We start from the raw sequence: 23,625 nt of genomic DNA on the forward strand, positions 1-23,625 counted from the left end.
GCCGGAAGTGGTCAGTGCGGTGCCAGGCTGGAGCGCCGCACGACCAGTTCCGGCTGGAGGACCTCACGCCGGTGCTCGTGGCCGCCTTCGCCCTCCGTCTCGATCTCCTCCAGGAGGAGTTCGGCCGCCATGGCACCCATGGTGACGGCGGGCTGCCGCACGGACGTGAGCGGGACCGCCGCCGCGGCCGCGAACTCGATGTCGTCGTAGCCGACGATCGCGATGTCCTCGGGGACCCGCACCCCCGCCGCGTACATCTCCTGGAGGACGCCGAGCGCCAGCAGATCGTTGGCGCAGAAGACGGCGGTGGGCCGCTCGGTGAGGCCCAGGAGCCGGGCGCCGGCGTCCCGCCCGGCGGCCACGTCGAGGCGTTTGCTGGGCAGCTCGCGCAGCGACTCGGCGGGGAGCCCGGCCTCGGCCAGGGCCTGGAGCGCGCCGGTGCGCCGGTCCTTGACCTGCTGGAGCGTGGACGGGCCGCTGACGTAGGCGATGCCGCGGTGCCCCGCGGTGACGAGGTGGCGTACGGCGAGGGCGCCGCCGGTGACATCGTCGACGGAGACGGAGCATTCGGAGGTGCCCTCGGCGACCCGGTCGAGGAGCACGAAGGGGATGTTGTGCCGGCGGAAGGCCGCGATGTTGCGGCCGGTCGCGTCGGCGGGGGTCAGGAGGACGCCGCGGACCCGCTGCTCGGCGAAGAGCGACAGGTACTCGGCCTCCTCGGTCGGGCTCTGGGCGCTGGTGCACACCATCACCCCGAGCCCGGCCGCGCGCGCGGCCCGTTCCGCGCCGCGTGCGACGTCGACGAAGAACGGGTTGCCCATGTCGAGGACGAGCAGCCCCATGATGCGGCTGTGCCCCGCGCGCAGCTGTCGCGCGGACTCGCTGCGGACGTAACCGAGGCGGTCGATGGCCGACAGGACCCGTTCCCGGGTGCCCGAGGCGACGGCCTCCGGGCGGTTGATGACATTCGAGACCGTGCCCACGGAAACCCCGGCGGCGCGGGCGACGTCCTTGATACCCACGGACGGTGCCATCGGGCGGAAACCTCCAGCGATGCGAGCTGCGTCGGGCACACGGGCACTGGTCCCACGGACCCTTGGATGACCGGGCAGGTCACTCGCGTCCGTTCCGCGGTCGGTGTGCCCCTGCCCCGTCCCGGGTGAGTTTACGTGGGGCGCGGCAGGGCGGGAGGTCCGCCGCCCGTCCCGGGAACGCGACCGGCCCCCGGCCGGTCGTTCTGCGCGCCCAGACCGTCCTCGCAGGCGACCGGCGCCCCGCCCCGGAGCGGCCCGCCGCCGCTCCGCTCAGGTGGGGCTGAGTGGATGGGTGGCCGTGGCCGAACGCGGCGGCCAGGCTTGGGGGGCGAGGATGCCCAGGACGTACGCACGGGCGACCAGAGCGGGTCTGGTCGCGGCGCCGAGGAGATCGCGCAGCCGTCGCAGGTGGTAGTCGACGGTCTGCCGGGAGAGCCGCAACGACGTGGCGATCTCCCCGTTGCTGCGCCCCACTGCCAGCAGGGACAGGATGCGGATCTGGCTTGCGGTGAGCGGCGGTTGGACCTCGTGCGCGAGCCCCTGGTGGGTGACGACCGCCCAGACGTGTGCCGCGCGCGTCGAGGTCCGGCCCACCGTCGTCAGATGCAGCCGGGCCCGCCGCTGCCGGCCGTGAGCGTCCAGGAACACCACGGAGGTCTCGATCCGCCTGCTGCGGCGGGCTATCAGGTCGTTCCATCTGTGGTGCAGCAGGTCGAGCTCCGGGGCCGGGGCCAGCACGGTGTCGGCACGGCGGCCGATGAGGTCCGAGAGCCGGGTCTGGAGCAGTTCCGCGGCCGCGGCGCTCGCCTGCCTGATCCGTCCCCCGGCCGAGATCAGGGCGCAGGGCAGCCCGCTGTGGTCGCGCAGCGCGTGCAGGCTCTCCTCGGCCTCGCGGCGCTGGCGCAGCGCGCGCGTGGAGTCGGTGATGTCCACGTAGATGCCCGCCACGCAGGTCTGCGAGCCCTCCAGGACGGGGAAGCGGTGGCCCGCCGCGTGTCCGTCGCTGCCGTCGGCGCGGTGGTACGTCAGAGTGTGCCGCACCGGCCTGCCGTGGGCGAGGATCTCCCGGTCGAGCGCGAGGAACTGCGCGGCGTCGTCAGGGGAGTCGAAGTCCTTGAGGTGCTTGCCGATGATGTCCGGGGGAGTGGCGCCGTAGAGGTGCGCGTAGGCGTGGTTCGTCCACAGGTAGCGCCCGTTCTCGTCCCGGATGAAGGCCGCGGCGGGGGCCAGGTCGGCGAACGCGTCGTAGCGGCGCCCGGGGGCGGTCCTGGCGTCGACCTCCACCGCAAGTCCACGGGTGCGGCCGCGGCCGGCGGCGCCGTCGAGGGGCCAGCTCACCTCGAAGACCCGACCGTCGAACCGGGCGTGCCAATGACGGGGGCCGGCGGTGTTCGCGGCGAGATCGGGCCGCAGTGTGTCGAGGAACCGCTGTGCCGTCCGCGTGTCGCCGAAGGCGCCGCCGCCGCTGTCGATGACGTGCAGCTGCCCGTCGGTCTCCCACCAGGACACGGGGAGGTGTGTGAGCAGCGCTTTGAGACTGGTCTCGTCCACGACGACCTTTCCATCAAGTTTCAACCGGTTGGCGCGATGTGACACCGCGATGCGTATCCCGTCCGGTTCCCGCGCAAGCCCGGTTCTCGGCCGACCTGGGAGGTCTCCGGCGGGTGGCATCGCACCGCCGCTCCCGCCATACGTCATCACGGATCCTTCACACCTGCCCAACGGCGCCCACAACTCTGGCACTTGCCTGACCCTCTGACGCCCGAAGCGGTTTCCCGGGAGCCTCGGGGCTGCTTCGCTTGAGGGGTGGCAGGCGCCCCGTTGGAGGCGCCCCTTCCGCCACCTTGACGCGCCGTCCGCCGGTGACGCCGTCCACCTCTTGACGCCCCACCCCTTTTCCGTGAAGGAGTTGCATTCCTGTGAGCAAGGTGCTGTACGTGCATGCCAAGGGCGGCCCGCCCCTCGGCCATGCTCTGTCACGGGTCGCCGCGAGGTCGGCAGTGCACCTGTTGGCGCTCAGCGCACTTCCTCCCACCCTGGCCTCGACCGCGGAGCGGCGCTGCGCCTCGGTCCTGGTCCCCACCGCGCAGGAGCAGCACGACCTGGTCTCCCTGATCGTCGCCCGCGCCCAGGCCGTCGGCGCGGACGCGATCGTCACCTTCTCCGAGTACGCGGTCGTGGCCGTCGCCGAGGCGTGCGAGAAGCTCGGCCTCGCCGGCCCGGGCCCCTCCTGCGTCCTCGCCCGCGACAAGCGGATGATGCGACGCACCTGGCAGGAACAGGGCATATCCCAGCCCCGGTTCCGCCCGGTCGCCTGCGAACAGGACCTGCACGACGCGGCCACCGCTCTCGACTTCCCTCTGCTGCTGAAGGCGGCCTGGAGCGCCGGCTCCACCGCGCACCAGATCATCTGCTCCGAGCGGGAGGTGCGCGCGGCCTGGGAGCGGTCGCGTGCGGTGATGGCCGAATCCGCTCAGCTCGGCTACGCCGAACTCCATGTGGCAGGCGCCGGCGCGGACTTCCTCGTCGAGGAGATCGTGACGGGCTCGGCCGAGGACTGGTTCGACGAGCCCGGGTGGGGCGACTACGTGAGCGTCGAAGGCGTCGTCGTCGACGGCGACTTCCGGCCGGTCTGCCTCAGCGGCCGCATGCCGACCGTCGCACCGTTCACCGAACGCGCCGGCATCACCCCGGCCCTGCTCCCGCAGGACGCCCAGGACCGGGTGGTGGCCCTCGCGCGGGACGCCGTGGACGCGCTTGGCCTGGCGAACTGCGGTACGCACACCGAGATCAAGCTCGGTGCGGACGGCCGGATGTGGGTGATCGAGACGGCCGCCCGGTTCGGCGGCGCGATGACCGTCCCGCAGATCGAGGAGGTCTTCGGCCTCGACCTCATCGGCATGCTCGTCGACCACCTGCTGGGACGCCCGGTGATCTGGCCGGAACGGGCCCGTACGCCGAAGGAGGCGCGGGGCGCGGCCGGTTCGCTCGTTGTCCTGGCCGTCGACGGGGCCGGTGAGCCCTGGCCGGACCGGCGCGTCTGGGACTTCCCCGCGGTGACCCGTGGCGTCCCCCTCGGTGACGGTAGCCGCCTGTTCGTCGTGGCCGAGAACTCCCTCCCCGACGGCGCCGTGGTCCCGGTCTACGACCCGGCCGCCGGCGCCAACACCATGGCGGCGCTCTGCCTGCTCTCCGCCGACGACCCGCAGACCGTCCTCGGCGACTTCCGCACCCTGGTCGACGCCCTGCCGCACGTCCTCCCCGCCGTCGCCCCCGAGAAGGACCCGTCATGACCACCGAACTGCTCACGCTCGGGGCGCCGGGCCCGCACACCGACCGCACCGTCGTCGGCGAGAACCTCTCGCTGCCGCTGTTTCGCACCCTCTCCGGAGTGCTGGCCGGCCACCCCTATCTGAAAGTCGTCGTCGACCGCACCGAGAACACCTGGCATCTCCTCGACACCGCCGTCCACCCGTTCCACGTCAACTACGTCGCCACCCGGATCCTCGGCATGGAACTGACGGCCCTGGACGAGACCTTGGACGCCTTCAACGCCTCGGTGTACGCGGACCCCGAGCGCCGCTTCCTCCTCGGCGTGCTCTCCCTGCACACCGACGAGGACGTCGAAAGCCGCGAACGGCCCTTCCTCGTCCTGGAGACGACCGAAGCCGACACCATGCACGGCGCCCTGCTCGAAGACTTCTACACATTCGTCCGCAGCCGGGTCGACGGCCGCCTGCCGCTGCTGCTGAAGCCCGCCAACCACGGTCAGGAACACGAACTGACCGCCATCAGCGGGGTCCGGGTGCCCCGGATCCTCAGCCACGAGCTCTTCGGCAACCGCACCCGCACCCCGCTCAACCCGGGCGAGGCCACCGGCCGGCTGCGCTACTTCGCGACCAGCGAGGAGTACGAGGCGGTCGCCGCCGGACTGGGCTGGTCGGACATCGTCGCCATGGCCTGCCTGCCCGACGACGTGCCGCGCGTCGCCGGCTTCGTCAACACCGCGCCCATCACACCGCTCTCCCACACCAACGTCCTCGCCTCCGGCTGGGGCATCCCCAACGCGATCGTCCGCGACCTGCCGCAGCTCGTCGAACAGGACGACCTGAACGGCGCCTGGGTCCGCTACCGGGTGCGGGACGACGAGATCACCCTCGCGCCGCTGGCGAACGCCCCCGCCCTGCAGGCCCCGACGTGGCACCAGCAGCGGATCCGGATGGAACCGCCGCTGCTGGAGGACGTCCCGGCCCTGTCCCTGCACCGGCTGCGCCGCGCCGACCGGGACCGCTACGGAACCAAGGCGGCCAACCTCGGGGAGCTGCACCACGTCCTCGACAGCCGTACCGCCGACCTCACCGCGTTCTACGCCCGGCCCCGGCCGCCCCGCACCGATCTGTACGGCCACCTCGCGGCCCGCCTCGGCACCACGGACGCCACCGCCGCCGAGCTCCGGTCGGCGGCGGCCGCGTTCGCCGCACGTACCGTCGCGGCTCCCGACGGAGTCGCCCTGCCGTTCGCGCTGCAGCACCGCTTTCTCATCTCCTCGCCGGCCCTGCAACAGGGCATCGGCAAGCTCAAGATGGCGCTGGAACTCGACGCGGTCGAGGTGCTCGACTCGCTCTGCCTGCACCTGCAACACGTCGTCCGCCACGCCCCGATGCCGGACGAGGTGACCCGGCAGATCACTCAGGCGTTTCCCGCGCCGCTCGCCGCGGGCAGCCGCCTGGTGGTGCGCTCCTCCTCCAACGCCGAGGACCTGCCCGGGTTCTCCGCGGCCGGGGTCTACGACTCGGTCACCACCGTCCGCGGCGCCGACGAACTCCTGGCCGCGGTACGCCAGGTGTGGGCCTCCCTGCTGTCGCCGCGCAGCGTGCGGCTGCGCCACCAGGTCGGCATCTCGCTGGACGACACCTACATGGGGGTGATCATCCAGCAGTACGTCCCCGCGGACCTCGGGGGTGTGCTGGTGACCTGCAACCCGACCCGGCGCGAAGACTTCCGCAACGTCTACCTCAACTGCTCACCGGGCTCTCCCGAGACGGTCGTCGACGGGACGACGCTGCCGCAGCAGTACCTCTACAACACCGTGGAGGGCGGCGGCCGCACGGTGGCGCTCGGCTCGTCCGGCGCGGACCTGCCCGCCGTGACCCGCGGCAGGCTCGCAGACCTGGCTCTCACCGGCAGGCTGCTGCAGTCCCACTTCAGCGAGTCCGACACCGACAGCCCGCTCGACATCGAGTGGCTGATGACCGATCAGGGCGACTTCCGGCTCGTCCAGATCCGCCCCTACGCGCTGTGATCCGCCGGCTTCCCGGGCCCCGGCTCACCGCCCGGCAACGCCCGGCGGGACCGCCCCCGACCCCCGTGGCCCGCCGGGTCATCCGGTTGAACAACGGCTTCCAGCTGCTGTTCAACCTGCTGTGGTGGATGCCGGTGTTCTACGCCTACCAACGGCAGGCGGGACTCTCCGACGGGCAGATCTTCGGGATCCAGAGCATCTACTACATCGCGTTCTGCCTGTGCGAGATCCCGACCGGGATGGTGGCCGACCGCATCGGTGCCCGCAACTGCCTGCGGGCCGGGGCGGTGGTGATGACCGCGGCGAACCTCGTCCCGGTGCTCGCTCCCTCGTATGCGGGCTTCCTCGTGCACTTCCTGGCGATCGCCGCCGGTCGTTCCCTGACCTCCGGCGCCGCCAGCGCCTACCTGTACGACGCCCTGGCCGAGGAGCGGTGCGAGGAGCACTATCTGAAGGCCGAGGGCACCGCCCGCGCCCTGGGGCTCGCCGCGAAGGTGATGTGCTGGCCCCTGGTCGGCCCGTTGATGGCCGTCGCCCACCCGACGCCGTACGTGCTGAGCGCCGTGAGCGCGGCGGGCTCGCTGGCCTGTGCCGTCGCACTGCCGCGCCTGGCCCCGGCGCACCGGGGCGAGGCGCCGGGAGCCCACGACCACGACGACATCGGCCGCCGCCGTGGTGGGCTGGTGCGCGACGCGGCCGCGGCACTGCGCTGGGTGCGCGCCACGCCCTGGCTCGCGCTGCTCATGGTGCAAGGGGTGGCCGTGTTCACGCTCTCCCGCATCTGCCAGGTCAATCTCTTCCAGCCCATCCTGATGGCCCACGGCATCGGCGAGAGCGCGCACGGCGGGGTGTTGGCGGCGATGACCGTGGCGGAGGCCGTGGCCTCGGCGCGTCCGCAGTGGCTCGGCCGCAGGACGGCACCGACGACCTGGGTGACCCTGCTCAGCCTCGCGCTGGCGGGCACGCTGGCCGGCATCACCCTCGGCGGGCCGTGGACCGTGGTCGCGCTGCTGTGTGTGTTCGCGGCGGCCACCGGCTTCGCCTACCCCGTCCAACGCAAGCTGGTCAACGACGCGATCCCGGCGCTCGCCCCGCGCGCCACCCTGCTGTCCGTCGAGAGCATCGTCGATCGAGGGGTGTGCGCGCTGGCCGCCGTGGCGGCCGGGGCCTACCTGTCCGCGGACCGGCTCGACGTGCTGCTGTGGCACAGCGCGATCGTGACCGCCGTGGTGATCATCGCCGTCCAGCTGGCCCTGCGCAGCCGGGCGGGGCGGCGGAAATCCTCCGGGTCGCTCGCGGCGCGCAGCGAGCGGCGCGGACCGGCGCCCGCGAGGTGATCGGCATACCGGCTGTTTCTCGTGGATCCGCTCCCTGTGCCCCTGTCGGTATGTTTCCGCGGCCGCCCCTGGAGAAAATCCGCTGTGCCGGGCGGGGAAGGTGTGACGGCATAGCCACGCGCGGTGTGTATTTGTCTGCCGGGTAAATGTGGTGAACGTGTGGACGTCGCGTGGCAGAGGGTCGTGCGGCCGTCGGCCCCGGGCGTGCCGGTCCGCGGCGACGCTCCCCGCACGGCCACCCACGGGGGTGACGATCGCCACGTCCGCGCCGGTTGATCCGCCGGCCCCGGGGGTGTCCGGCCCACGAGGGGCCCGCTCCGGCGCGGACCACCAACACCCCAATCACCTCGTTTCGGGTCGTCAAGGCACAAGTCGCTTTCGGATCGTTATTGCTTCGATTCTTGACTGCGGAGCGTGATTGACGTTCACTTCAGCCGTTCACGGGCCGGTCAGGGACGGCCCCTTTGGAGGTACCTGAAATGCATGCAATACTGCGCCGTGTCGCCATGGGTGCAATGGCGCTTTCGCTCGTAGCGCCCCTTGCGGCCTGCGGAAATGACGATAGCGGCGCAGCGGCGGATAACCGGTCCATTGGACTGCTCCTGCCGGAGAACAATGCATCTCGTTACGAGGAATTCGACCGCCGCATTATTTCTTCGCGAGTCGCCTCCCTGTGCCTCGAATGCGAATTGGATTACCGCAACGCCAAGTCGGATGTGGCCACGCAGAAAAGGCAGTTCGACGCCTTGGTGAGCAAGGGCGTGCGGGTCATCATTCTCGATCCGGTGGACGCCGCGGCCAGCCGGAGCTGGGTGGACAAGGCCGCCAAGAAGGGCGTCAAGGTCGTCGCCTACGACCGGCTCGCCGAGGGCGACGTCGCCGCCTACGTGTCCTACGACAACGAGGAGATCGGCCGGCTCCAGGCCAAGGGCCTCACCGCTGTCCTGGGCTCCCGTGCGGCCACCTCCGACGTCGTCATGATGAACGGCTCGCCGAGCGACCCGAACGCCCCGTCCTTCAAGAAGGGCGCGCACGAGATCCTCGACCGCAAGGTCCGCAAGATCGTTTACGAGAAGGACATCCAGGACTGGTCCGCGGCGGAGGCCAAGAAGAAGATGAGCGAGGTCATCGACGACCTCGGTCCGGCCGGTTTCGACGCGGTCTACTCCGCCAACGACGGCATGGCGGGCGGCATTGCCGAAGCGCTGGAGTCGGCCGGCGTCGAGAATGTGCCGCTCGGCGGCCAGGACGCCGAACTCCCGGCCCTGCGGCGGCTGGTAAGCGGCAGTCAGACCTTCACCATCTACAAGGAGGTCAGGCCGGAAGCGCAAACCGCCGCGGAGATCGCCGTCCGTCTTCTTCAGGGGAAGAGCATCAAGTCCCTTACCCCGGCGACGGCGGACAGCAAGAGCAAGTCCGGCATCCCCGCAAAGCTGTTCGAGGCGCAGATCGTGACCAGGAAGAATTTGGAGGACACGGTCGTGCGGGACGGTGTCGTGCGCACCGACTGGCTCTGCAAGGACCTCACCGCGGAGTGCAAGTCCCTCGGCCTGGAGTGACCGGAGCCTCCCCGCGCCTCGGAGAGCTTCCCGGCACGGTGTGCGGGTGCCCCGTCCGCTGCTCTCGTCCGCCTGGACCGGCGGACGAGGGCGGGCCCGCCGCACCCCCGGAAAATGCCTGGGTACTTCCTTACGCGATGGCATAGCCTCCCCCTGCCAACGCGGAGAGGACTGCCCACACCGATGCCCCATCACGACGTCGTATTCCAGGAGTTCACCATCGCCGGGCCCGAGGCGGGGCCCTACGCGCTCACCACAGGCCCTGACGGCGCGCTCTGGTGCACGTTGGTGCACGGCGGCGGCATTGCCCGCGTCACCACACAGGGCGCCGTCACCACGTATGACCTGGCGTCCGCGTCGAGCGGGCCGATGATGATCACCGCAGGGCCGGACGGCGCCCTGTGGTTCACCGAGTTCAAGGCGCACCGGATCGGGCGGATCACCACCGCAGGTGAGATCCGTTCGTTCCCACTGCCCGGCACCACCGCCGGACCCCTCGGCATCGCCGCCGGCTCCGACGGTGCGCTGTGGTTCACCCAGTCCGCGGCCGACCGGATCGGCCGGATCACCACCGACGGGGAGGTCAGCGAGTATCCGCTGCCCCTCAGTGGCGGCTTCGCCTCGGTCATCGCGCCCGGACCCGACGGTGCGCTCTGGTTCACCGTCAACCAGGCCGGCGGCCGCATCGGCCGGATCACCGTGGACGGGGACCTCACCCTCCACCCGCTGCCCACCCCGGACGCCGGCCCGGTCGGCATCGCGCCCGGCCCGGACGGTGCGCTGTGGTGCGTGGAGATCGCCGCCGGCCGGATCGCGCGGATCGCCACCGACGGCACCATCGAGGAGTTCCCGCTCCACGACAAGGATGCCCGCCCGCACGCCATCGTCACCGGCCCGGACGGTGCCCTGTGGTTCACCGAGTGGGGCGCCGGGCGGATCGGCCGGATCACCACCGACGGGCGGATCGACGGATACGACCTGCCGGACCGCGCGTCGGAGCCGCACGGCATCACCGTCGGCTCCGACGGCGCCCTGTGGGTCGCGCTGGAAACCGGTTCGCTGATACGGATCGGCGTACCGGGAACCTCGGACGGCGCCTGACGGCGGATCACCGGGCCGCCCCGATGGGGGCGGCCGGTCGTCCGTCACGGTCTCCCACCGGCCCCGAGCCCGGTCTGTCCGGTCGCCCGCTCACCAGGTGTCGACGAACGGCCGGCGCTTGGCGGCCGGCGCCGCCGTACCGTGGCCGGCCAGTGCCGACACGATCCAACTCCGGGTCCCCGCCGGGTCGATGACCGCATCGATCTCCAGCGCGGCCGCCGCGTTCACCGCCTTACCGTGCTCGTACAGCTCGGCCACCCGCGCCTCGAACGCCCGTCGGCGCTCCTCCGGATCCGCCACCGCCGCCAGTTCCTTGCGGTAGCCGAGCCGCACCGCCCCCTCCAGGCCCATGCCGCCCAGCTCGCCGCTCGGCCAGGCCGCGGTGGCCAGCGGCGCCCGGGTGGAGCCGCCCATCATCGCCATCGCGCCCAGCCCGTAGGCCTTGCGCAGGATCACCGACACCAGCGGCACGGAGAGGTTGGCGCCGGTGACGAAGAGCCGGGAGAAGTGCCGTACGGTCGCGGTGCGTTCGGCGTCCGGTCCGACCATGAACCCCGGGGTGTCGCACAGTGACAGCACCGGCAGGCCGAACGCGTCGCACAGCTGCAGGAAGCGCGCGGCCTTGTCCGCGGCGTCCCGGTCGACGGCGCCGCCCAGATGCTCCGGGTTGTTCGCCAGCAGCCCCATGGGCCGGCCCTCGATACGCACCAGCGCGGTGACCACGCCGGTCCCGAAACCGGCCCGCAGCTCCAGCACCGAGCCGGTGTCCGCGAGTCCCTCGATCACCGTCCGTACCGGATACGCGCGCCGCCGGTTCTCCGGCACCGCATGCCGCAGCAGACGCTGATCGGGCGCCTCCCAACTCGCGTGCACGCCCTGGAAGTACGAGAGATAGCGACGGGCGACGCGCACCGCCGCCGCTTCGTCCGGCACCGCCACATCCACCACGCCGTTCGGCACCTGGACGGAGAGCGGTCCCACCTCCTCCGGGCGGTACGTGCCCAGCCCGCCGCCCTCGATCATCGCCGGGCCGCCCATGCCGATGGACGCCTCCGGAGTGGCGATCACCAGATCGCAGCAGCCCAGCAGGGCCGCGTTGCCCGCGAAACAGCGTCCGGAGGCGATGCCCACCAGCGGCACCAGTCCGCTCAGCCGCCCCATCTGCCGGAACGTCATCACGTCCAGGCCGGCGACCGAGGCGGTGTCGGTGTCCCCGGGCCTGCCCCCGCCGCCCTCGGCGAACAGCACCACGGGCAGCCGTCGTTGCTCTGCCACCGTCAGCATCCGGTCGGTCTTGCGGTGGTTTTGATGCCCCTGGGTCCCGGCCAGCACCGTGTAGTCGTAGGACATGGCCACGCAGGGCGCACCGTCCACCGTCCCGGTGCCGGTGACCATGCCGTCGGCGGGAGTGGCCACGATCAGCTCCGCCAGCGGGCGCCGCTGTTTCTGGGCCGCCACCGCGAGCGCCCCGAACTCGGTGAAGCTTCCCGGATCGCACAGGTCGTCGATGTTCTCCCGGGCCGTACGGCGCCCCAGCGCACGGCGTTTGGCGACGGCCTCGGGCCGCTGGGCGTCCAGCCCGATCGCCTGCCGCCGGAGCGCCTCGGCCAGGTCGGGGCGTATCGCGTCCGGATCCGCCGCCTCCGCCGCCTCGTCCTCCGGCGCGTCCTCGTCCGACGGGGCCAGCGCCACCAGCGGCCGGCCCTCGTCGACGGTCTCGCCCACCGCTACGCCCACGGACAGCACCGTGCCGGCGGACGGAGCGCGCACCACATGCTCCATCTTCATTGCCTCCAGGACGAGCAACTGCTGTCCGGCCCGGACCGTCCCGCCGGTGCCGACCTCGACGGTGACGACCGTGCCGCTCATCGGCGCGACCACCTCACCCGTGCCGGCACCCGTCGGCGCGATGAGCGCCAAGCCGTCCTCTGCCGAGGTGAGTTCGGGCCACCGCTCCTCGATCCAGGAGGTGCGGATGCCGCCCGATGTGAACTCAGGATGTGCCAGCGCCGCGCGCAGCAGCGCAATCCCTGTCCGCACCCCCTCGACCGCGAACTCACCCAGCGCCCGGTGGGCCCGCGCGCAGGCCGCCGCCACATCCGGGCCCGGCGCCCGCGCCACGACCTTCGCGAGCAGCGGGTCGTAGCGCGCGCCGATCTCCAGGCCCGCGCGCGCCGCGGTGTCCACCCGGACCCCGGGCCCGGTGGGCACCTCGAAGCGGGTCAGGGTGCCGGTGGCAGGGCGCACCGCCCCGTCCGCGCCCGTCACCTCGGCGTTCACCCGCGCCTGCACCGCGAAGGTGCGCGGCCGGGGCGGCGGTTCCGACAGTCCCAGCTCCGCCAGCGTCGCGCCGGCCGCCAGCCGCAACTGGACATCTACCAGGTCCACGCCCGTCACCTCTTCCGTGACGGTGTGCTCCACCTGCAGCCGCGGGTTGGCCTCGATGAAGTGGAACTCCGGCCCGTCCACGAGGAATTCGAAGGTCACCAGGCCCGTACAGTCCGCCTCGCGCGCCATCCGCAGCGCGCACTTCAACAGATCGTCCCGCACGGTCTCCGGCAGGCCGGGCGCGGGAGCGATCTCTATCAACTTCTGGTGCCGGCGCTGCGCGCTGCAGTCGCGCTCCCACAGATGGGTCACCGCGCCCGTCGCGTCCCCCGCCGTCTGCACCTCGATGTGCCGGGCGCCGCGGACCAGTTGCTCCACGTACAGCTCGCCCCGACCGAAGCCCTGCAGTGCCTCCGACCGGCACCGCTCCCACGCCGCGTCCAGGTCACGCGGATCCTGCACCGCCCGCATGCCGCGCCCGCCGCCCCCGCCGAGCGCCTTGATCATCACCGCTGCTCCCTCGCCGAGCCCGGCGAGGAACTCCTGGGCCTGCGCCAGGGTCGTAGGGCCCTCGGTGCCGGGCGCCACCGGCACTCCCAGCGACCGGGCGAGCGCGCGAGCCGCCACCTTGTCGCCGAACAGTTCCAGCACCCGCGGGGAGGGGCCGACGAAGGTGATGCCGGCCGCGGCGCAGGCCCGCGCGAAGTCGGCGTCCTCGCTCAGGAAGCCGTAACCGGGGTGCAGAAAGCCGCAGTTGGCCCGCCGGGCCGCCGCGATGACGGCCCCGGCGTCGAGATACGCCGCGGGGCCCGAGCCGGGCAGCGGGTACGCCTCGTCGGCGAGCCGGACGGCGCCCGCGTCCGCGTCGTCCTCGGCATGCACGGTGGCCGTGCGCCATCCCGCCCCGGCCGCGGCGCGCAGCACCCGTACGGCGATCTCCCCACGGTTGGCGACGAGTACGGCAGCTGGCCCCATGGACAACCTCCACGTTCCCGAACGGCCCGAGCAGGCCGAGAAGACGGCACGGTCATGCTCATTGACATTGGCGTCAACGTCAATAAGGTCGGGGCGTGGCACGCAGACAAGAGCCCTGGGCGACCCGCACCGCACGCGACCGCACCGAGACGGCCGTCCGCGGCCGGCTGCTGGACGCCGCGGAGACGGTCTTCGCGCGGCGCGGCTACGGGCCCGCCACCATCGCCGACATCGCCGCTGAGGCGGATCTGTCCCGGGCGAGTTTCTACGTCTACTTCGCGTCCAAGGAAGAGATCTTCCGCGTCCTCGCGGTGCGGGTGCGGGACACGTTCCTCGCCGCGCAGGACGTCCCCGGCACCGACCCGGACGACGTGCGCGCCGTCGCCGCGGCCTCCACCGCCGCCTTCATCGCCGCATACGCCCGACACCTGCCCCTGCTACGGCTGTTGGAACAGCAGGCCCAGCTGGACGCGGAGGTGCGCACGCTGTGGGAGGAGATCACCGAACGGCCCGTGCACCGCACCGCCCGTTACATCCGCCGGATGACCGCCGCCGGGGCGCTGGCCCCGGTCGCCGACCCGCTCGCGGTCGCCCGCGCGGTCGGCGGGATGAGCGTCCAGTTCGCCCGACTGGTCGCCGCCGAGCCCGGCGAGCTGGACGCCGCCGTGCGCGACGTCACCGCCATGTATCTGCACCTGCTCGGAATCGACGCGATACCGAAGGAGTAGCCGTGAGCCGCCGCACCCGCATCGAGGAGCACCTGCACGATCTGCGCGCCCGCCAGGCCCGCGCCCGGCAGGGACGGCAGCCGGACACCGTCCCCGACCCGCCCGGCCCGGTGACCGTGCCCGGTCTCGTCCACCACTGGGCGCGCACCGACCCCGGCCGCGCCGCCCTGGTCTTCGCCGGCGGCCCGCACGGCGAGGAGATCTACAGCTACGGCGCTCTCGACGACGCGGCCGACCGGCTGGCGGGCGCACTCGACGCCCGCGGCGTCCGCCTCGGCGACCGCGTGGGCGTGCACCTCCCCAACTGTCCGCAGTTCCTGCTCTCGATGCTCGCCGTGCTCCGCCTCGGCGCCGTCCACGTGCCGGTCAACCCGATGTTCAAGACCGACGAACTGCGCCACGAACTGGCCGACTCCGGCGCCGTGCTGGTCATCACCGCCGCCGACCTGGCACCAGCCCTCGACGCGGCCCGCGCGGGCACCGCCGTACGGGACACCCTCGTCACCCACACCGACGACTGGCGCGCCGCGCTCGCGCACGCCCCGCTCGGCCGCATCGCCGACGACCCGGACGTGCTCGCCGCCCTCAACTACACCGGCGGCACCACGGGTATGCCCAAGGGCTGCGAACACACTCAGCGCCACATGGTCTACACCGCGACCGCCATCGAGGCGGGCCGGGCACCCGACGAGCGCGCCCGGCCCCTGGTCTCGCTCTGCTTCCTGCCGGTCTTCTGGATAGCGGGGGAGAACCTCGGCATCCTCGCCCCGCTCGTCTCCGGCGGTACCGGCGTGCTGCTGCCCCGCTGGGACGCCGGCGTGGTCCTGGCGGCCGTCGAACGGCACCGCGTCACCACCATGGCCGGCACCGTCGAGAACTACCTCGAACTCCTCGACCACCCCGACCTGCCGCGCCGCGACCTGTCCACCCTCACCGCGCCGCTCACCGTCTCCTTCATCCGCAAGCTCACCCCGGAGATACGCCGACGCTGGCGTGCCGCGGCGGGCGGCGTGCTGCGCGAGGCGTCCTACGGCATGACCGAGACGCACACCAGCGACACCCACACCCTCGGCTTCCAGGACGACGACCACGACCTGACCACCGCCCCGGTCTTCTGCGGCCTCCCGGTGCCGGGCACGGACATCCTCGTCGTGGACTTCGTGACCGGCGAACCGCTGCCAGTCGGTGGGCGTGGCGAGATCATCGTCCGGGGCCCGTCCGTCCTCACCCGCTACTGGTCCGCCCCCGACGCCACCGCCCGGGCACTGCGCGGCGGCTGGCTGCACACCGGCGACATCGGAAGCCTGGACGCCGACGGCGCGCTGCACTACCACGGCCGCGACAAGGACATGATCAAGGTCAGCGGGATGAGCGTGTTCCCCACCGAGGTTGAGACGCTGCTCGGCCGGCACCCCGAGGTGCGCGCCGCGGCCGTAGTCGCCGTCGACGACGCCCGCCGTGGTCAGCGCCCGTACGCCTACGTCTGCACGGTCCCCGGCAGCCCGCTCACCGCCGACGCCCTGCGGGACTGGGCGAGCGGCATCATGGCGGGCTACAAACTGCCGCTCTTCGAACTCGTCGACGCGCTGCCGACGACCGCTACCGGAAAGATCAGGAAGACCGAACTGGCCGCCCGAGCCAGTCGCAGGCGGCCCGTGCCGTGAACTCGCCCTGGCCGCCCTTGAACAGCAGCGCGGCGCTCGTGAACGCCGGGTCGTCCGCCGTCCCCGCCACATACGGGACCGCGATGCACCGCATGCCCGCCCGGTGCGCCGCCAGCGCACCGGGCGGGGCGTCCTCCAGCACCACACAGTCCGCCGGGGCGACCCCCATCCGACGGGCGGCCTCCAGGAACACATCGGGCTCCGGCTTGCCGTGCGCGACCTCCTCGGCCGACACGAGCGTGGTCAGCAGCGCGTCGAGCCCCGTGCCGGCCAGCACCGCCTCGATCGCGGCCCGGGAGGACCCCGAGGCGACCGCCATCGGATGCCCCGCCGCGTGCAGCCCCTCCACGAAGACCCGCATCTGCGGGAAGACCTCGGTGTGGGCCCGCGCCAGCTCCAGGTAGGCCCGGTTCTTGCCCGCGAGCAACTCGTCGAGCGGCGCGTCGATGCCGAACTCCCGGGCGAGGATCTCCAGCGTCTCGCGGGTGCCGATACCGATGAAGCGGGTGTGCTGCTCCCAGCTGAAGTCGGTCACCCCGTATCCGGCCAGCAGCCGGCGGCCCGCCTCGTAGTAGTTCGGCTCGCTGTCCACCAGGGTGCCGTCGAGGTCGAAGATCACCGGTGTGGGCGTGGCAGGCGTGATCGGGGAGGCAGGGGAAGTGCTCATGCCCTCCAGCATGCCAAGGGCGTGCTCACCGCTGTTGCGCGGTGCCGCCCACGTCCTCGACCAGCGGCAGCATCCGGTGCGGCACCCGCTCGCGCAGGGCCACCTCGGTACGGGTCCTGACCACCCCCGGCAGGCTGATCAGCCGCTGGATCAGATCCTCCAGATGTGCCGCGTCCCGCGCCACGACCCGGGCCAGCAGATCCCCGCCGCCGGTCGTCGAGAACGCCTCGATGATCTGCGGCACCTCCGCCAGGGCGTCGGCCATCTCCTCCAGATGGCCCTGCGTCACCTCGATGTGCACAAAGGCCAGTACGGGATGGCCCAGGGCGGCGGGCGACAGCCGCGGGCTGTAGGCAGTGATCACGCCGTCCCGCTCCAGCCGGTCCAGCCGCGCCTGCACGGTGCCCCGGGCGACGCCGAGGAGGCGTGCGTACTCCCGCACGCTGGTGCGCGGCTGATCCAGCAGCAGCCGGAGAATCTTGGCATCGAGGGCGTCCACGGCCATGGCCCGGTGGCCTCCTCCCGGTCGGTTAATTCGCTGCTCACTGTACCAATGGCCCATCTCGCCACGGCCTGGGGTGAGCCACCGGTCCTGCTGTCGCGCGAGAGGTGGCGCCCCTCGACGCCACCGTCGTGCCGATCGTCGGGGAGCGGCGGCCCGGGGTGAAGGTGGCGCGGTCGGGTGACGCGGGCCGGTCGGCGGGCCGCGGCTCCTCACCGGACCGCACGGAAGGGATCAGCCCCGTCAGGCCCGGGCCGTGACGCTCGGCGGGCCACGCGGCAGGTGTGGCGGGACGCACCGGCCGTCCAGGTGATTCGTGTGGATATGTGGCCGCATGGGTGTAGCGCAGAGCAGGTGACGGCAAGAATAACTGCGCTCTGCCGCGCCACGCCCGCAGGTTTCCTGTCCTGGCGGGCGCCGAAAGCCCCTTGCGGGCCGGGCGCATCACGAAGCAACTGACGGACCGTGAAGGTGGCGTACGGTCCTCGCGCGATGCTCTGCGCCGCGCGAGGGCCCGGGCGCCCTGCCGAGGGACGTGGCGTGCACGCGACTTCGGCCAGGGCGGGCGCTCGTGCTTCCTCCAGGTCCGATCACCCCCACTGCCGGCCCACCCCCACAAGAGGTTCCGAGTTGAAGCACACGAGCGCACCCACGCGTCACTCCGTCATCATCGGTACGGGTGTGGCGGCTGTGATCACCGCCGCCTTCACCCTGCAAAGTGCCCACGCCACTCCGACCCCCGCCCCCGACCCGTCGTCGGCCACCGCCGCCGCCCAGCGCGCCAAGGCCATCGGCACCACCCTCGGTGCCGACCACGCCGGCTCCTACTACGACGCCACCCGCCACAAGCTGGTCGTCAACGTCACCAATGAGAAGGCGGCGGGCAAGGCCCGCGCGGCCGGCGCCGAGGCCAGAGTCGTCAAGCACTCCCTCGTCTCGCTGGAGCAGGCGCAGGCCACCCTGAAGCAGAAGGCGGCGGTCCCCGGCACGTCCTGGGCGATGGACCCGAGGACCAACAAGGTCGTCATCGTCACCGACCGCACGGTCAAGGGCGCCAACCTGGCGAAGCTCACCAAGGTCGCCTCCTCGCTGGGCGACCGGACCGCCATCAAGAAGTCGACCGGCACGCTCAGCCCGCTGATCGCCGGTGGCGACGCCATCTGGGGCGGCGGCGCGCGCTGCTCCCTCGGATTCAACGTCACCAAGGGCGGCGAGCCGTACTTCCTGACCGCCGGGCACTGCACCAACGAGTCGCGTACCTGGGCCGCCACCCAGGGCGGCGCCGAGATCGCCGCGACGGAATCCAGCAGATTCCCCGGGGACGACTACGGAATCGTCAAGTACACCGCCAACACCTCGCACCCCAGCGAGGTGAACCTCTACAACGGCGGCACACAGCCCATCGCGAGGGCCGGCGAGGCGATCGTGGGCCAGATGGTGCAGCGCAGCGGCAGCACCACCCAGGTGCACGCCGGCAATGTCACCGCGCTCAACGCGACCGTCAACTACCAGCAGGGCACCGTCGACGGACTCATCCAGACCAGCGTCTGCGCCGAGCCCGGCGACAGCGGCGGCCCCCTCTTCGAGGGCGACACCGCACTGGGCACGACCTCGGGAGGCAGCGGCAACTGCTCCAGCGGCGGCGAGACCTTCTACCAGCCGGTGGCCGAGGTGCTGGAGAAGACCGGGGCGCAGATCGGCTGACCCGCCGGCACGGCAGGCCGGCGCCGCCGAGCCATGGCGACGCCGCCCGCCGCCGTCCCCCGCCGCCGTCCCGCCGCCGTCCGCGGCGGTGGTCCGTTGGCCTCCCTGTGGCCACCCCACGGGGAAGATGCTGTACCAATGGCGCAGCCATCCGGGCGTCCCTTGAGCCAAGGGCTGCCCGGATGGTCTGATGTTCTTGTCGATGGCGCTGCGGATCCCCGCGGCGCCTTTTTCATGCGGAAGTAAGGGGGCGCGGAGGCCGTGCTGAAGAGGATGTTCGTCGCGCCGGATCCGGGGCGGCTGCGGCTGCGCAGCTCGGCCCGCGCGGTCCTCGGCATCGCACTGGCCGTGACCGTCTCGGGTCTTGCCGCCCACTCGCTTGTCGCGGCGATCGCCGGCGGGCTCTCCGCGCTGCTCGCGCTCTTCACGGTCACCGACGCCACCGTCCGGGGCCAGGCCGCCACCACCGCGCTGCTGCCCGCCGTCGGCTTCCCGGTGCTCGCCCTCGCCACGGTCCTGCACGCGCATCCGCTGCTGCGGGACGCCGCGTTCCTCGCCGTGGTGTGCGCCGGCGTGTACGCGCGCCGCTGGGGCCCTCGGGGGCACGCCCTGGGGGTGTTCGCGTTCATGACCTACTTCATGGCGCAGTTCCTCCAGCCGGCGCCCGATCAGCTGCCCGAGCTGTACGCCGCCGTGGCGCTGTCGCTGATCGCCTCCTCGGCCGTCCGCTTCGGCGTCTGGTGCTACGAACGGCGTCTACCGCCGCCTGCCGTCCCCGCGCCGCACCCCGGCCGAGGTCTGGCGCGCACCACCACCCGCCAGGCGATCCAGGCGACCGCCGCCTGCGCCTTCGCGCTGGGCGTCGGCCAGATGCTGTCCGAGGACCGCTGGTACTGGGCCGTCGGCGCCGTCTGGTGGATCTTCGTGAACACCGCCTCCCGCGGCGAGACCCTGGTCCGCGGCTTCCGCCGGGTCCTCGGCACGGTCGCCGGCATCGCCGCCGGGCTGCTCATCGCCATCCCGCTGCACAGCGCGCCGGCACCGACCGCCGCGATCGTCGCGGTATGCGTCTTCGGGATCTTCTACACGGCCGCCGTCTCGTACTCCTGGATGATGTTCTTCGTCACCGTCATGGCCGGCCTGCTCTACGGCCTGCTCGGCGTGCTGCACCCCGGGCTGCTCGCGCTCCGCTTCGAGGAGACGGCCGTCGGCGCGCTCGGCGCCGCGCTCGCCGTCGCCCTCGTCCTGCCGATCACCACGCACGCGGCGACCGACGCCTGGATCCAGCGCGCCGTGCACTGCGTACGGGACTGCACCGCCACCTCCGCCCGCCGGCTGGCCGGGGACGAGGCCGCCGACCCGTCGCCGCACGTCGCCGAACTCGAACTGCTGCTGGCCCGGGTCCGGCTCTCGCTGGTGCCGCTGCTGCACCCCCTCAACCCGTTGCGGCACCGCAAGGCACGTGCCCGCCAGGTCATCGCCTGCCTCGACGACTGCGCCGCGCAGGTCAGGGGCCTCGCCGAGGTCGCCGCCGACCCGGCCGCCTCGCACGACGCCCGGCTCACCGCCGCCTGCCAGCGCGTCGAAGCCGTCGTCGGCACCCTCTTCGCGCCCGGCGCGGAGCCCGCAGCCGCGCCCACCGCACCCGCATCGGCTCCGCACCACCACCCCGGCGCCGAACGGGCCCTGGCCCACCTGCACAGCCTGGAGTCCGCCCTCACCGCCCTCGCCCACCCGGTCCGCAGTTCCCCGCGGGCACCCTTCGCGGCCTCCTGAGGCGGGCGCCGGAACGCCCCTTCCGCGCGGGTATCAGCCATCGCCGGAGGAGTCCCGTTCCCGGCTGTTAGCGTCGCCCGAGCAGCTCAATCGGCAGCGGGCGAAGGGGCGGACCTGGTGGGGACGACGGACAGGGGCCGACGGGCATACATCGGATCGTTCACGACGGCCGGGGGCCACGGTCTGACCGTCGCGGCCGTCGACCCGAAGTCCGGGGCGCTGACCGCGCTGCGCTCCACCGACGCTGTTCCCAACCCCTCCTACCTGGCGCCGAGCCCCGACGGCAGGTACCTCTACGCGGTCAGTGAGACCCCCGACGGAGCGGCAGCCGCGTTCGCCCTCACCCCGGAAGGGCCGGCGCTGCTCGCTCCGGCCACCCCTGTGGACGGCGGCCACCCCACCCACCTCACCCTCAGCGCCGGGCACCTGGTCACCGCCAACTACGGCTCCGGCAGCGTCAGCACGCTGCCCCTGCGGGCGGACGGCACGCTCGGCGACCGCGCCACCGTCCTCCGGCACGAAGGCAGTGGCCCGCGTACCGACCGTCAGGAGGGCCCGCACGCGCATGCGGTGCTGCCCGACCCCACCGGCCACTGGGTGCTCAGCGTCGACCTGGGTACCGACTCGGTTCGGGTCTGCACCCTCGACACCGCGAGCGGAGCGCTGACCGTCCGCGAGGAGGTCCCGCTGCGCCCCGGGAGCGGCCCGCGCCATCTCGCCTTCCACCCGCGCGGCGCACGCGCCTACGTCGTCAACGAATTCGACCCGACGGTCACGGTCTGCCGCTGGGACGCCGGCCGGGGCACCCTCACCCCGCTGAACGAGACCTGGCTGCTGCCCGACGGGGCCTCGGCCGTCGGCACCTACCCCTCGGAACTGGTCGTCTCCCCGGACGGCAGGTTCCTCTGGGTCGCCAACCGGGGTCACGACAGCATCTCCGTGCTTGCGCTCGGGGCGTCGGGGGGCACCGCCACCCTCGTCACGACCGTGCCGTGCGGCGGCCACTGGCCACGCGACCTGGCCCTCCACCCCGGCGGCCGGCACCTCTACGTCGCCAACGAGCGCTCCGGCGACGTCAGTTGGTTCACCCTCGACCAGGAGACCGGCATCCCGTCCCCGGCCGGCTCCGTGGCGGCCCCCGCCGCTTCCTGCGTGGTGTTCGCCTGACCCGGCCGCCGGGGAGGCTCTCCTGCGCGGCCCGGCGCCCCGCTCGCCTCACGACTGCGGAAACCGGCCCCCGAAGTAGACCTGGGTCTCGGTGACCTGGCCCCCGCGCACCGTCAGCACCTCGACATTGCGGTGGCGCGCGCCGGTCTTGAGCTCGTACTCGTAACGGACGAAGACATGGTCGACACCGTCGCCGAACGGGACGACTTCGAGCAGCTCCTGGGAGCGCAGACGGTCCGCGGTGGGGAAACACCGTTCGAGAAAGGCGGCCTTGTCGATGTGGTCGTCCTGCGGGCTGGTGAACACGAAATCCTCGGCGAGCAGGCGGTCCATGGCCTCGCGGTCCTGGGCGAGGTAGCCGGCGAAACAGGCGCGGACGATATCGACGCTGGACTGCATGGCATGTCCTCTCGTAGGGCTCGTGTGCCGCGTACGGAGTGTGCTCCGCGCGTGCGGCCTCATCTCGAACGTCGACTCCGCCCGCCGATGGAACTCATCGGTCGGTCCCGCAACAGGGATGCAACCGCCCTGAAAGCGCCGCACGCGGGCGCGCGGCCCTCCTGGCACATTCACCCTGCCCGTGGTCGTCCCGAGGCGGCAGAGGGGCGTATGCGCCGCTCAACGGTATCGAGCGTCGAGCCGGACGCCGCCGGAAGACACGCGAGGGCCGCCCCGCGCGCTCAGCGCGAGGACGGCCCTTGCCTGGTATGCGCTCTGCCGAGCCCTATCGGGTCGGTGCCGCCTGGCCGGGCTGCTGCAGCGTGATGCCCAGCGCCGCCGCGTAGTTCGACAGCACCAGCCGGCCCACCGTGCCGTACGCCCCCAGCGCCTCCGCCGCGGCACAGCCCGCCTCCGCCGCGGCCGCCCCCACAAGGCCGTCGGCGATCTCCGGACCGATCAGGTACGGCGCCAGCGCCAGCTGCTGCGAACCGGAGCCGCGCAGCTGCTCGGCCGTACGCGAGATGGCGCCCTCCTCGTCCAGGGCGGCGGCCAGCACCGGCACCGCGAGCCGCGCCGAGAGCAGCATGCCGGTGATCCCGGCGGCCTGCACGGCCTCCTCGCCGCCGACGGTGGCGAGGATGATGCCGTCCGCGGCCGTGGCGACGGTGAACAGCCGCGCGCGGTCGGCGCGTGCCAGACCGGCCTCGGAGAGCCGGACGTGCAGCGCCTCCGCGAGCAGCGGGTGCGGGCCGAGCACGTCGGTCAGCTCGGCGCCGGAGCCGCTGTTCATCATGGCCTGGCGTATCCGCCGCATCAGGGCGCTCTCGGGGCCGGCCAGCAGCGGCACGACCACCGCGGCGGGGCCGGGGTCCGCCGGCTGTCCGTCGTGGCCGGTCCGCGCCCGCTGCTCGGCGGCGGCCCGGGAGAGCACCGCCTCCAGCGACGGGAACTCCTCGTCGCCACCGTCGACATAGCCGATCCGGGCGTCGAGGCCGGGCAGCTCGGAGCGGGCGATGCTGGAGACCTCCTCCGCCAGGCTGCGCGTGGCGGGCGAGGGGGTGCCGGGTACGGCCAGCACCAGGGCGGGTGCGCCCTCGGGTGCGGCGAGGGGTTCCGGCTTGCGGTGGCGACCGGACTGCCGCGCGCGCGGCATCCGTACAGGCAGACCGGGCGCGGCTCCCGGGCTCGGGGAATCGGCGTCAAAATGGGGCGTGCCAGGTGCGGGCCCAGTGGGGGAACTCATGGCGCCGCATGCTAATGCCTCGGACCACCCCGGCGCCGAGGGAGGGTTCGGTCGAGCGGTATCCGTCCCGATTTATCCCGCGCGTCACGGTGGCACT

General features: G+C 72.6%; 17 protein-coding genes. 10 read left to right on the plus strand and 7 right to left on the minus strand.

The genetic code is table 11. The features are described from left to right. Positions 1–11: 11 nt before the first annotated feature. Together ACH4FH_RS18045 and ACH4FH_RS18050 are read right to left on the minus strand one after the other, a co-directional pair. Positions 12–1,034, minus strand: a complete 1,023-nt coding sequence (locus ACH4FH_RS18045) for a LacI family DNA-binding transcriptional regulator (protein ID WP_398556831.1) — start codon at positions 1,032–1,034, stop codon at positions 12–14. 270 nt (positions 1,035–1,304) lie between these two features. After that, positions 1,305–2,585, minus strand: a complete 1,281-nt coding sequence (locus ACH4FH_RS18050; protein ID WP_398556832.1) for a PAS domain-containing protein — start codon at positions 2,583–2,585, stop codon at positions 1,305–1,307. Positions 2,586–2,953: 368 nt separating this feature from the next. Between ACH4FH_RS18050 and ACH4FH_RS18055 the strand changes: the two genes are divergently transcribed. The 5 genes from ACH4FH_RS18055 (at position 2,954) to ACH4FH_RS18075 (ending at position 10,333) form a co-directional block, all read left to right on the plus strand. Continuing rightward, the gene (locus ACH4FH_RS18055) at positions 2,954–4,327 is read left to right on the plus strand and encodes an acetyl-CoA carboxylase biotin carboxylase subunit family protein (RefSeq protein ID WP_398556833.1); all 1,374 of its coding nucleotides are present in this window, start codon (positions 2,954–2,956) and stop codon (positions 4,325–4,327) included. After that, positions 4,324–6,336, plus strand: coding sequence for a PEP/pyruvate-binding domain-containing protein (locus ACH4FH_RS18060; RefSeq protein WP_398556834.1), 2,013 nt, complete (start codon positions 4,324–4,326; stop codon positions 6,334–6,336). The genes ACH4FH_RS18055 and ACH4FH_RS18060 overlap by 4 nt, the downstream gene beginning before the upstream one ends. Then, entirely contained in the window at positions 6,333–7,673 is a 1,341-nt protein-coding gene (locus tag ACH4FH_RS18065) for an MFS transporter (RefSeq protein ID WP_398556835.1), read from the plus strand. Before ACH4FH_RS18060 ends, ACH4FH_RS18065 begins: the two co-directional genes overlap by 4 nt. 479 nt (positions 7,674–8,152) lie before the next feature. Further along, positions 8,153–9,232 carry a sugar ABC transporter substrate-binding protein gene (locus ACH4FH_RS18070; RefSeq protein WP_398556836.1) on the plus strand — a complete coding sequence of 360 codons (1,080 nt, stop codon included), beginning with the start codon at positions 8,153–8,155 and terminating at the stop codon, positions 9,230–9,232. 183 nt (positions 9,233–9,415) lie between these two features. Next, positions 9,416–10,333 carry a virginiamycin B lyase gene (locus tag ACH4FH_RS18075; protein WP_398556837.1) on the plus strand — a complete coding sequence of 306 codons (918 nt, stop codon included), beginning with the start codon at positions 9,416–9,418 and terminating at the stop codon, positions 10,331–10,333. Between the two features lie 90 nt (positions 10,334–10,423). On the opposite strand, the gene ACH4FH_RS18080 is transcribed toward ACH4FH_RS18075, so the two are convergent. Next, positions 10,424–13,636 (minus strand): carboxyl transferase domain-containing protein, encoded by a 3,213-nt coding sequence (locus ACH4FH_RS18080; protein WP_398556838.1) that lies wholly within the window; start codon positions 13,634–13,636, stop codon positions 10,424–10,426. Between the two features lie 95 nt (positions 13,637–13,731). Between ACH4FH_RS18080 and ACH4FH_RS18085 the strand changes: the two genes are divergently transcribed. After that, positions 13,732–14,364, plus strand: coding sequence for a TetR/AcrR family transcriptional regulator (locus tag ACH4FH_RS18085; RefSeq protein ID WP_398556839.1), 633 nt, complete (start codon positions 13,732–13,734; stop codon positions 14,362–14,364). Between the two features lie 2 nt (positions 14,365–14,366). Continuing rightward, a complete protein-coding gene (locus ACH4FH_RS18090) occupies positions 14,367–16,028 on the plus strand; it encodes an AMP-binding protein (protein WP_398556840.1) in 1,662 nt (553 codons plus the stop codon). Here the strand turns inward: ACH4FH_RS18090 and ACH4FH_RS18095 are convergent. After that, a complete protein-coding gene (locus tag ACH4FH_RS18095; RefSeq protein WP_398556841.1) occupies positions 15,976–16,695 on the minus strand; it encodes an HAD family hydrolase in 720 nt (239 codons plus the stop codon). The genes ACH4FH_RS18090 and ACH4FH_RS18095 overlap by 53 nt on opposite strands. 25 nt (positions 16,696–16,720) lie before the next feature. Then, entirely contained in the window at positions 16,721–17,200 is a 480-nt protein-coding gene (locus tag ACH4FH_RS18100; RefSeq protein ID WP_398556842.1) for an Lrp/AsnC family transcriptional regulator, read from the minus strand. A gap of 537 nt (positions 17,201–17,737) precedes the next feature. Here ACH4FH_RS18100 and ACH4FH_RS18105 point away from each other — a divergent pair. From ACH4FH_RS18105 to ACH4FH_RS18115, 3 genes are all read left to right on the plus strand, one after another. Beyond that, positions 17,738–18,901 carry a S1 family peptidase gene (locus ACH4FH_RS18105; protein WP_398556843.1) on the plus strand — a complete coding sequence of 388 codons (1,164 nt, stop codon included), beginning with the start codon at positions 17,738–17,740 and terminating at the stop codon, positions 18,899–18,901. Between the two features lie 273 nt (positions 18,902–19,174). Further along, entirely contained in the window at positions 19,175–20,677 is a 1,503-nt protein-coding gene (locus tag ACH4FH_RS18110; protein WP_398557104.1) for an FUSC family protein, read from the plus strand. A gap of 117 nt (positions 20,678–20,794) precedes the next feature. Further along, the gene (locus tag ACH4FH_RS18115; protein ID WP_398556844.1) at positions 20,795–21,844 is read left to right on the plus strand and encodes a lactonase family protein; all 1,050 of its coding nucleotides are present in this window, start codon (positions 20,795–20,797) and stop codon (positions 21,842–21,844) included. 48 nt (positions 21,845–21,892) lie between these two features. On the opposite strand, the gene ACH4FH_RS18120 is transcribed toward ACH4FH_RS18115, so the two are convergent. Both ACH4FH_RS18120 and ACH4FH_RS18125 read right to left on the minus strand, forming a co-directional pair. After that, positions 21,893–22,243, minus strand: a complete 351-nt coding sequence (locus tag ACH4FH_RS18120) for a nuclear transport factor 2 family protein (RefSeq protein ID WP_398556845.1) — start codon at positions 22,241–22,243, stop codon at positions 21,893–21,895. A 325-nt stretch (positions 22,244–22,568) separates the two neighbouring features. Then, the gene (locus ACH4FH_RS18125; protein WP_398556846.1) at positions 22,569–23,528 is read right to left on the minus strand and encodes a sirohydrochlorin chelatase; all 960 of its coding nucleotides are present in this window, start codon (positions 23,526–23,528) and stop codon (positions 22,569–22,571) included. Positions 23,529–23,625 lie beyond the last annotated feature (97 nt).

Origin of the sequence: Streptomyces sp. NPDC017993, assembly GCF_044328065.1 — a bacterium.
GTDB lineage: Bacteria > Actinomycetota > Actinomycetes > Streptomycetales > Streptomycetaceae > Streptomyces.